General features: G+C 42.4%; 9 protein-coding genes. 4 read left to right on the plus strand and 5 right to left on the minus strand.

From position 1 onward, the window contains the following. On the plus strand, positions 1–967 hold a 967-nt coding region (locus tag VB714_RS05715), incomplete at its 5' end, for a hypothetical protein (RefSeq protein WP_323222044.1). A gap of 59 nt (positions 968–1,026) precedes the next feature. Here VB714_RS05715 and VB714_RS05720 read toward each other — a convergent pair. After that, on the minus strand, positions 1,027–1,341 hold the full coding sequence (locus VB714_RS05720) for a DUF433 domain-containing protein (protein WP_323222046.1): 315 nt from the start codon (positions 1,339–1,341) through the stop codon (positions 1,027–1,029). A 129-nt stretch (positions 1,342–1,470) separates the two neighbouring features. After that, complete coding sequence (gene tatA / locus VB714_RS05725) at positions 1,471–1,638, minus strand: twin-arginine translocase TatA/TatE family subunit (protein WP_323222047.1); 168 nt, start codon at positions 1,636–1,638, stop codon at positions 1,471–1,473. Positions 1,639–1,774: 136 nt separating this feature from the next. Between tatA and mnmA the strand changes: the two genes are divergently transcribed. Next, positions 1,775–2,839, plus strand: a complete 1,065-nt coding sequence (gene mnmA / locus VB714_RS05730) for a tRNA 2-thiouridine(34) synthase MnmA (RefSeq protein ID WP_323222050.1) — start codon at positions 1,775–1,777, stop codon at positions 2,837–2,839. Between the two features lie 104 nt (positions 2,840–2,943). Beyond that, a complete protein-coding gene (locus VB714_RS05735) occupies positions 2,944–3,807 on the plus strand; it encodes a Uma2 family endonuclease (protein WP_323222052.1) in 864 nt (287 codons plus the stop codon). 97 nt (positions 3,808–3,904) lie between these two features. On the opposite strand, the gene VB714_RS05740 is transcribed toward VB714_RS05735, so the two are convergent. The 3 genes from VB714_RS05740 to VB714_RS05750 all read right to left on the minus strand — a co-directional run bounded on the left by VB714_RS05740 (position 3,905) and on the right by VB714_RS05750 (position 7,254). Further along, positions 3,905–4,540: a helix-turn-helix transcriptional regulator gene (locus VB714_RS05740; RefSeq protein ID WP_323222054.1), complete on the minus strand. Its 636-nt coding sequence runs from the start codon at positions 4,538–4,540 to the stop codon at positions 3,905–3,907. Next, the gene (locus tag VB714_RS05745) at positions 4,537–5,721 is read right to left on the minus strand and encodes a hypothetical protein (protein WP_323222056.1); all 1,185 of its coding nucleotides are present in this window, start codon (positions 5,719–5,721) and stop codon (positions 4,537–4,539) included. The genes VB714_RS05740 and VB714_RS05745 overlap by 4 nt, the downstream gene beginning before the upstream one ends. A gap of 306 nt (positions 5,722–6,027) precedes the next feature. Next, positions 6,028–7,254, minus strand: coding sequence for an HhoA/HhoB/HtrA family serine endopeptidase (locus VB714_RS05750; protein WP_323222059.1), 1,227 nt, complete (start codon positions 7,252–7,254; stop codon positions 6,028–6,030). 331 nt (positions 7,255–7,585) lie between these two features. Between VB714_RS05750 and cobN the strand changes: the two genes are divergently transcribed. Next, positions 7,586–10,691 (plus strand): cobaltochelatase subunit CobN (gene cobN / locus VB714_RS05755; protein WP_323222061.1); only part of this gene is annotated, 3,106 nt, incomplete at its 3' end.

The following is a 10,691-nucleotide window of genomic DNA, read 5'->3' on the forward strand; positions in this document are numbered from 1 at the left end:
CCCAGGTTTCAAACAAGCACGAGGAGTTCGACATTTGCGCGAACTCGTGCGAGATTTTGTGGAAAATAGCGAACAATACCAACACCTCAAGCAATTTATCGGAGTTATATGTCCCCAACCCCAAGAAAAACAGAACATTGGTCATTTAATCCATCGCTATCCTTATTTGTATAAGCCTTATTTACTGACTGAAAATAGTTCTGATGAACAAATCCAAACGCTACAAAATTGGCAAGAAAAATGCGAACATTACTTTGAATTTCGCTTAATTCGTTTTATTACCTACCAAGTTCAATTAGCAGAAATTGCTCGGGCCAGACAGTTATCTCAAGGGGCTGGACGCATTGTAAGACGAGAAAAAAATCCGACTTTATTAAGCGATCGCGAACTAGGAGGAATCTTAAGTAAATTTTCCGGTCAAACCTTCGATCGCTGCAAACATCCCAATCTCGCCGAACGCTTTTTAGAACATAGTTATAAGTTACCAACTTATCAAGACTTTAAAGAACATCTTTATGCTTATTTAATTGTTTCTCTTGATTCCGACTATGCGATGGAACGATTTAATCCTCAACTGAAAGAATATATTGAAGGACTTTTCAATCGCTATAATTCGCAAAAATTGAACGCATCATTGCTATTACGAACAACCAAAAAACTGCTCAATTTTTTAACAGTAGAAACGACTGAAAAACTAGATCATTATCTCCTGATCGAAGCAACGGAAAAATTAGGAATTAGCGGGATACTCGATGTTATATTTAGAACAGTTTTGTTATGTCCTTCTCTGCGATCGGAGTTAGAAAAACGCTGGGTTTTTCTGTTCAAAAACTACGAGGCTTTTACTCCCAGTGAAGCCATCTGGTTGATTAAACTCTTGGAGGCATACCATGTTATCTGTAGTATTCACTTTGGTTCTGCCGATCTTTCCCTCTTGAAAAAATTACGACGACGCGGGACAAAATAGTGTCAAGTTCCCGATGAAATCTGGGAAACTCTCCCACAGGGGCAGAGAAGCAATGCGATTTACAAGCCAGCTTTTTTGAGTCGTTGATAAAACACGAGGTCTCTCTCTCGCAAAGATTTTTGCAACACCTCAAACTGCTTTTCTCCTTCTTGTAAATAGAGATCGATCGCCTCTCGATTAGCTAAATAAAATGCGATCGCGCCATACACTTCCTCCAATGTTACGAGAGGAAAATGACGTGCAATTTCTTCGGGAGATGTCCCATTGAGAAAATCATAAACAATAGAATCGAGAGAGACGCGCTTATTGGCAATCCAATAGACTCCCTTTCGTTGTTCGATATATTGTTTGATCGCGAGTGGTACACCTATCATAAGTATTACTGCATCGAGTGTATGCCTCTACTGTACAAGAAAAAAGACTACAACAAGACTACAGAATGCTAATTTGATGAGCATCTTGAGGCAAAAAGCAAGCCGATCGCCATCTCAGACTACTAGGACTCATTCATCGAGATCGTCCTCGCGATCGCCTGGTTTCTTAATTTCCTCTTGAAAGCCCCGCAGAGTTTTTCCTAAAGCACTCCCTAACTGAGGAATTTTTGCCGGTCCGAAAATGGCGAGACCGATAACAGCGATAATGATGACTTCTGGCCAACCTAAACCAAACATAATAATCTTCCTATAATTTTTATATTGACACCCTAACTGTATCAAGACTGTCACTCTTCCGAGCATCTAAATTCCCCCTGCCCGCAAAATTCGTCATAATAGGAGTTACGGTCGAAATTTTTCATCTTTCAATCCCATGTCAAAAATCGTCGTTGGTTTATCGGGAGGCGTTGACAGTTCTACGGCTGCGGCGGTTCTCCACCATCAAGGTTATGAAGTTTTAGGTTTGACCCTTTGGTTAATGAAAGGGAAGGGTCAGTGTTGTTCGGAGGGAATGGTTGATGCGGCGGCGATCTGCGAACAATTGGGTATTTCCCATCACGTCGTCGATACGCGGGACCTATTCCAAGCGGAAATTATCGATTACCTCGTTTCTGGTTACGAGTCGGGGGTGACACCGCTTCCTTGTTCTCAATGCAATCGCACGGTAAAATTTGCGCCAATGTTAGAGTATGCCCGAGAAAAGTGGGGATGCGATCGCATTGCTACGGGTCATTATGCCCGCATTCGCTACGATGAAACTACGGGACGCTATCAACTTTTGCGGGCGATCGATCTCAATAAAGATCAGTCTTATTTCCTCTATGACTTGACCCAAGAATTATTAGCGGGATCGGTATTTCCTTTGGGAGAAGTGACCAAGGAGGAAACCCGACGCATTGCCGCGCAATACAATCTCAGAACTGCTGATAAGCCGGAAAGTCAAGACCTCTGCTTGGTGGAGTCTCATGGTTCAATGCAAACTTTTCTCGACAAATATATCAGCCCAAAAGAAGGCGAGATTGTTGATATTAGTGGCAAAGTTTTGGGCAAACACCAAGGCGTTCACCATTACACCATCGGTCAGCGTAAGGGTTTAGGGGTTTCTGCGCCAGATCCTCTCTACGTGATGAAGTTAGATGCGGTGATGAATCAAGTGGTGGTGGGAAGCCGGGAAGAGGTGACTCAGCCCGATTGTACTGTGGGGCGGATGAATTGGGTTTCTATTGCTGAACCTGTTGTTCCTTTTCGCACCCATGCACGGGTTCGCTATCGCACGCCTCCGGTGCCGGTGAATGTCTTACCTTTAGGAGATGGGCGAGTTAAGTTGGTTTTTGATGAACCTCAGTTTGGTATTACTCCTGGACAAGCTGCTGTTTTATATGATGGCGATCGCCTTTTGGGAGGAGGAATTATCGAACGGTTTGGCGATCGCAATTGAGGATTATCGCTATTACAAGGGAATTAAACATCTAATTCCCTTGTTTGCAGGCGATCGCGGCACAATTGAGGTACACTTGTTTTAGAAAAGTTAGAGGTTTGCTGATGTTTCAAATTAAACCCTCTCACCAATGGCAGAATAACCTGCCTACGATGTATGATTTACCCAGTGAAGACCCGGAGGAACCTGGTTTGCCAGACGAGTTTCACGCTTTACAACCCAATTTATTGAGCCAAACCTTGCGATCGCCTCGTCATCCTCGCGAAGATTGCTTTTTGGCAACAGATTTGAATCTTTATTTCGATGTGAAGAATCCGAGATGGTACAAACGACCGGATTGGTTTTTAGTTCTTGACCCGGTTCGCGGTTGCGAACAACAAGATTTGCGGTGGAGTTATGTCATCTGGCAAGAGTTAATTAGTCCCTTTTTAGTGGTGGAGTTATTGTCTCCGGGTACCGAGTCCGAAGATTTAGGCCAAACTGTGCGAGAAGCGAATGCACCTCCAACAAAATGGGAAGTGTACGAGCAAATTTTAGAGATTCCCTATTATGTGGTTTACGATCGCTATGTAAATGAATTTCGGGCATTTCACTTGCGAGGGGGGCGATATCAAGCCTTAGCTTTACCGGACGGGCGTTTGTGGTTTGAGGAGCTAGAATTAGGTTTGGGGGTTTGGCAGGGACGTTTTGACGGGGTACAAGGGTTGTGGTTACGCTGGTACGATCGCCATGATGTTTGGATTCCTAGTCTTAGCGAACGTGCGGAGGAACAGCAGCAACGTGCGGAGGAACAGCAACAACGTGCGGAGGAACAGCAACAACGTGCGGAGGTACAGCAGCAACGTGCCGATCGCGCTGAGTTGGATTTAGAACAGGAAAGAATGAGGGTAGAAGAGGAACGCCGAAAAAACCAAGAGTTGCGCGATCGCCTTCTAAAAATGGGCATCGATCCCGATCGCTTATCCTAGTTTTTTGAGAATTACCATAATTTCAGGCGCAAGCATTGCGCCCCTACCCCAAAACCCCCGTATTGCTTATGCTTTCTTAAGGTTGATCTTTTTCTTTTTAAAGTGAGGATGGGGGAGCGATCTTGCTCACTTTCGCGCGGTATAAAAGATTGCGATCGCGATCGCAGTAGCCGAGATAGCGAACTTTGACTATTTCTCCAATTTCTGCATTTCCTTCCATGAGTTGATGCCATTGGGGATCGTAAGCAATTTCTTCTCCCACTGCGGCGATCGCGGTTAAACCCCATGCTTCGATTAATGCTTCTATGGGTTTTATTAACGGTAATAAACGTATTGCGGGGAGTTGGGGATTTTTCTGTACGGCGATCGCGACTGTTGGCCATTGTAGCAACCATGATTCAATGATTTGTAAACTCTCGTGTTGAAAGTCTTGTTTGAGGGTTTCTTGTTGGCGATCGAGTTGTTGGTGTAGGCGATCGCATTCCTGTTGCAGGTCTATATTTGTGGGGCGATCGGTGGGTGAGGGGGAAAATTCGGCGATAAGCTGGGTGAGGGGGATGTGCAATGCTTTTGCTAATTTCTCCAGATTTTCAACTCGCATTTTCGCAATATTTCCACGTCGTAATTGTCGTATTTGCCATTCTGAAACTTGTGCAAGATGAATTAACTGTTTAAAGCTGGGAATATTGGCTTGCTGCATCAATTTTTGCAAGTGTTGGCTTTGTTGATTCATAGTTGGTATCCATTGATGTCAGGTCTTTGATTTTTGCTCAGTCGTCTTTGTCGTCCCTCGTACGTTTCATAGCGAATTTCGATTCTAGCCAATTTTTCTTGATTTGAAAATGTAACTGATTTATTTTGTTCTGGGAACTCCCAAATAGTAAGTTTTTCAACTAATCGATCAACTTCTTTTTCTTGTGGTTCACCATAAATACCAGACAACATTAAAGAAATTGCCATTTCATCCATAATATGTTGAACTGTTTCTTCAGGTTTAGCTCTATCCGTAGATTCAAAATTGTTCTTATCTCTGAATCGGATAGGTTCTTTGACTAAGATCACCTCTTCTAATCCCTTTTCGGAAATAATAAAATATACATCGAAGTAAATTTCACTAATTACTGGACTGGTGTTAACTAAAAATCCTTCCATTCTGTATTCGTAACAATTATTCTCATAAAAATTTATACACATTCGAGCCGAATCAGGCACTCTGACCATCTTGGAACTATCAAACTGACTAAATAATTCTGATTCACTCATACCATATGTAGTGTCATTCCAAAGCTCTACAGATGTGTTAGAAGATTGACTAGGTTCAATTTCTATTGAATCTGTATTTTGTTCTTGAGCTATTTCATCATTTATTTTTTTTGATGGAAATAAGCTAAACAATATAAACAAACTAAGTAGCGTAAAAAACAAAATTGCAATCTTTTTCTGTTCTTTTTGAACAAATTCTATTGTTAGTTGAGTGATTTCTTTTGTTGTCAGGTCAAGAATTTTCTTTTGCTTCTTAACTTGAATCTTTTGCTTTTTTTCAGGATCTTTATCTATCCTTTTGATTTTCTGAACAGCTTTTATGGGTGTCTTAGTTTCTGGATTATGTTCTTTGGATGACTCTGAAAGGGAAAATGAAAGTTGCCATTGATTTGATTCTTGATTAGCAACGCCACCCTTGATAACCACTCGTTCAATATTTTGAGGATTGAGTTTTGTTAGACCTTGTTGTAAAAAACTACCAACAGCTTTTTGATTCAGTGAGGTCTTAGACTTGACAATAAGGCTTAAGCAATCATAATTTAGTGATGCTTTTACACTTATACCTTTAGAACTTAGTGTTTTATTTATCAAAGCCTCAATAGCTTTCGGATTTCCTTCCTTTGCCAAACTGTATTCATCAGAGTTTTTCATATGGTATAACTCTCTCATTTCATCTTATACAGATGTAGACTACTATTTTAATAGCATAAATTTTAATACAAAGCACTACAGCAAAAATGTAGTAGCAGGGTGGGTATTGCCATCCCTTTCAATGCAAACAAGTAAACTATAAGCAAATGGCACGAGGCACGACCTTTGGATATTACCGTAGTGGGAGCATCTCGCTCCCTAGATTTTTAATTCTAGATTTTTAATTTATAAAAAAAATCCGGACGCAAAACGCCCGGAAACTCAAGGAAAGGAAAGGAATCGATGTCAAACTCTAAAAAAGGGAAATTAACTCGCAGGTAAAACCCCAACGCGAATTGTTAACCCGATCGCGCGATCGTTGCGCTGTACCGTGAGAGGTAATTCATCCCCAATACTAAGACCCGCAACGATTTCTTGAACCTGTGCCGCATCAGTGATAGCGCGATCGCCAACTTTTTGAATCACATCACCTGCTTTTAATCCTCCTTGGTCTGCGGGAGAAGCTGGGATCACCCGAACAATTAAAATACCGCGATCGGCTTTAATAGTTTGACCGCTACTGTTCTCAAATTGTTTAATAATTTCCGAGTCCAGAGGAGTCATTTGAATGCCCAAATAAGGATGATCCACACTGCCTTTAGCAATCAATTGGTCGGCGATTTGTTTGGCTTGATTAATCGGAATCGCAAAGCCTAAACCTTGTGCATTGCGGATAATTGCCGTGTTCATGCCAATAACATTCCCATTGGCATCAATTAAAGGACCACCAGAGTTACCCGGATTAATAGCTGCATCGGTTTGAATAAAATTCACCCGCTTATCTGCAACCCCAATTTGATTGCTCGATCGCCCCGTTGCACTAATAATTCCTGTTGTCACGGTATTATCTAAGCCGAGGGGATTGCCGATCGCGATCGCCCATTCTCCCGGTTGTAGGCGATCGGAGTTACCCAAGGTTACTTTAGGGAGATTTTTCTCGTCAATTTTAATCACCGCGACATCCGTTGCGGGATCGCTACCCATCACTGTCCCTTGAAAACTGCGCCCGTCTTTGAGGGTAACGGTAACAGTATCGGCTCCAGCGACAACATGGGCATTTGTGAGAATTTTACCATCTTGACTGAGAATAAAGCCCGAACCCGAACCCCGTTGCGTTCGTTCTTGCGGTTCTTGGGCACCAAAGAATCTCTCAAAAACAGGATTATTAGCAGTGCTGACCGTGCGAGACGCATCGATGCGAACAACAGCCCCACCGACGCGATCGACCACTCTAGCCACGAAATTCTCGCCTTCACGGGGAGATAATTGGATAGCAGGGGTGGCTACCGTTGTCTCTTCTTCTGTGGCTTGTAGGGTCGCTTCTGAGGCAATGGGAGTCACGGGGGCTATTTTTTGAGAATAGAGATAGCCTCCTCCAAAAGATAATCCTAAACTCAAGCAAACAAGAGCAACATTTTTGAGGCGATCGCGTTGTTGAAGGAAATTGACTGTATTTTGACTGGTCTTCAGTGTATCAAAATTGTTATCTTTCATCGTTCGTAAACTGCAAAAATTAGTGTTAGTATCTGTAAATGTTCCGGAGGAAAACAAGGGAAGACAGTCCCGTATCTTTTAGGAAAATTTCATCAACTGGAGGAAGGAAAATCAGCCCTAGAGCAAGAGTTTCGCGATCGGAAAGTAAGTTTCGGGCTGACAATTTATAATGTAGGGAGTCAATTTGACGACACCGTGACAGGATTTTGACAATGTTATGACAAAATATTAGGACTTAGGCAGCAGCCCTTCTAAATCCCCCCAAATTGGGGATGAGGATGATGCGGAATTTGCTAAGATAGGGCTTATTCTTAAATTGCCCAGAAAACTCATGCACCGAATTGCTGCAACCCCTGGAGGGTGGAATCCAGACTCAGAAGGCGTTATTTTTATCGAACAAACTCCGGCACCGATCGCCATTTTAACGGCTGCGGATACGGATATTCAAACCCTAGCGGCAGCAATTCCTTATCTTCCTGAAAATTTCCCCCAAATTCGTGCGGTTAATCTCTTACAATTACAACAGCAACTCAGTATTGATGCTTATGGGGATAGTGTATTAGGAGAAGCAAAAATAATCATTTTGCGTTTATTGGGAGGGCGATCTTATTGGTCTTATGGGTTAGAAGTTGTTGAAGAAATTGCTAGAAATACGGGTGCATCTTTATTTATTTTACCTGGAGACGATCGCCCAGATTTGGGTTTAATGAGTCATTCTACGGTTCCTTTAACTGCTGTCGATCGCCTTTGGCATTATTTTATAGAGGGAGGTGTGGAGAATTATATCAATGCTTTAAAATTTGTGGGCAGTTTTTGTTTAAATTTGCATTATCACTATCTAGAAGCTGTGAATGTGCCTCGGGTGGGGTTATCTGGGAGTAGTAAGCCGCGATCGCCTTCTTCTCGCAAAGTTGGTATTTTATTCTACCGCGCTCACTATTTATCCGGAAATATTCTCCCAATTGAGTCACTTTGTCAAGCCTTAAGGGAGAGAAATATCGAACCTGTTTCTGTGTTTGTTTCTTCTTTGCGCGATCGCGAGGTACAAAGTGAGTTAATCTCCTATTTTCAACCCGAAAACGAGTCTCATATTCAAGTATTACTAAATACCACCAGTTTTTCTCTGGCCAAAATAGGCAGCGAGGAACAACCGGATTTATGGAAAACTTTAGATATTCCTGTATTACAAGTAATTCTTAGTGGTGGGACAGAGGAACAATGGGAAACCAGTTTTCAAGGATTATCCCCTCGAGATGTAGCCATGAATGTTGCACTTCCTGAAGTCGATGGAAGAGTCATTACTCGCGCAATTTCGTTTAAATCCGTGCAAACATGGAATGAAGATTTAGAAACCGATGTTGTGGTTTATCAACCCAGGCGCGATCGCATTGATTTTGTCGCAGATTTAGCTAAAAATTGGGTCAATTTAACACAAACTCCAGTAGCCGAGAGGAAAATTGCTTTAGTATTAGCCAATTATCCCAATAAAGATGGCAGAATCGCCAATGGAGTTGGCTTAGATACTCCCGAAAGTTGTATTGAAATCCTTAAAGCCCTGCAACAAGAAGGGTATTTTTTAGAAAATATTCCCGAGACGGGAGATGAACTGATTTCTCGTCTAACTTGCGGTATAACTAACGATTTGGAAGCGAACGAATTGCGAGCAAACCACTCCCATTTTAGCGCACAATCACTATCGAGTCAAGAATATAAACAATATTTCTCTACTTTACCTCAAAACACCCAACAAGCTATTAACAATCGCTGGAACAATATCAACCCATCCTCAAATTCCCGATTCCCAATTTCTGGCATTCAATTCGGCAATATTTTTGTAGGAATTCAACCGTCAAGGGGATACGATCGCGATCCGAGTTTAAATTATCATGCACCCGATTTAGAACCCACCCACGACTATTTAGCCTTTTATTGTTGGTTGCGAGAACAATTTCAAGCACAGGCGATCGCGCATATTGGCAAACACGGTAATTTAGAATGGTTGCCAGGAAAAAGCCTAGCTTTATCCTCAGAATGTTACCCAGAAATAGCCCTCGGTGCAATTCCTCATTTTTATCCCTTCATTGTCAACGATCCAGGAGAAGGTTCCCAAGCAAAACGACGAGGACACGCTATCATTTTAGACCATTTAACACCCCCTTTAACCCGTGCCGAACTTTATGGTGCTTTGCAACAATTAGAAGCATTAATTGATGAGTATTACGAAGCACAAACTTTAAACCCCAGTCGCTTACCTTTACTCAGTGAGAAAATTACCCAACTGGTAACAAAAGAAAACTTAGATCGAGACTTAGGGATTAAAAGCATCGAAGCAGAGGCGATCGCAGAATTCCTCACCCTTGCTGATGGCTATCTCTGCGAACTCAAAGAAGCACAAATTCGCGATGGATTGCATATTTTTGGCCAATGTCCTCAAGGAAGACAATTAAGAGATTTAATCGTGGCGATCGCCCGTTCTCCTAGCCCAAATCGCCTAGGATTAACTCGCGCGATCGCAACAGATTTAGACTTAGATTTCGATCCCTTAACTGCCGATTTTAGCCAGTATCTTGCAGGTAAACTGATTGGCGATATTGTTGAAGAGTTGGAAGAAAAAGCAAGCTATCTCATTGACAATCTCCTGACTCATCAAATCCATGATTTAGAGATAGGTCAAAATACCCAAAAAGAACTCACTTGGATTCAAACAACTCTCCTACCCAACTTATCCAAAACCAAACAAGAAATCAGCAATTTATTAAGAGGATTCAATGGGCAGTATATCCCCAGTGGTGCATCTGGCGCACCCACCCGAGGGCGACCAGAAGTATTACCCACAGGACGTAATTTCTACTCCGTTGATATTCGTGCAATTCCCACAGAAACCGCTTGGGATGTAGGACGAAAAGCCGCCGAAATAGTGATCGAAAGATATACTCAAGAAAATGGAGAATATCCGCAAACTTTAGCAATATCTGTCTGGGGAACATCTACCATGAGAACTGGAGGAGATGACATTGCCGAAGTGTTAGCATTATTAGGCGTAAAACCCGTTTGGGATGGATTATCGCGGCGAGTTGTTGACTTTGAAATTCTTCCTTTATCTATTTTAGGACGACCTCGGGTAGACGTAACTTTACGAATTTCTGGCTTTTTTCGCGATGGATTTCCCAACTTAATTCGCTTAGTTCATGAGGCGATCGCCGCCATTTCTCAACTCGACGAACCCCCCGAACAAAATCCCCTGTCCGCCAAAGTCAAGCAGGAAACTACCTTTTGGCAACAGCAGGGGTTAATTACAGAAAAAGCAGAATTACGCGCCCTACAACGCATTTTTGGCTCAAAACCGGGAGCTTATGGAGCCGGGTTACAGGGGTTAATTGAAAGCCAAAATTGGCACGACGATGGAGACCTGGCACGTGCCTATTTAAACTGGAGTA

The sequence above is a fragment of the Spirulina sp. 06S082 genome (assembly GCF_034932145.1).
Lineage (GTDB): Bacteria > Cyanobacteriota > Cyanobacteriia > Cyanobacteriales > Spirulinaceae > CCY15215.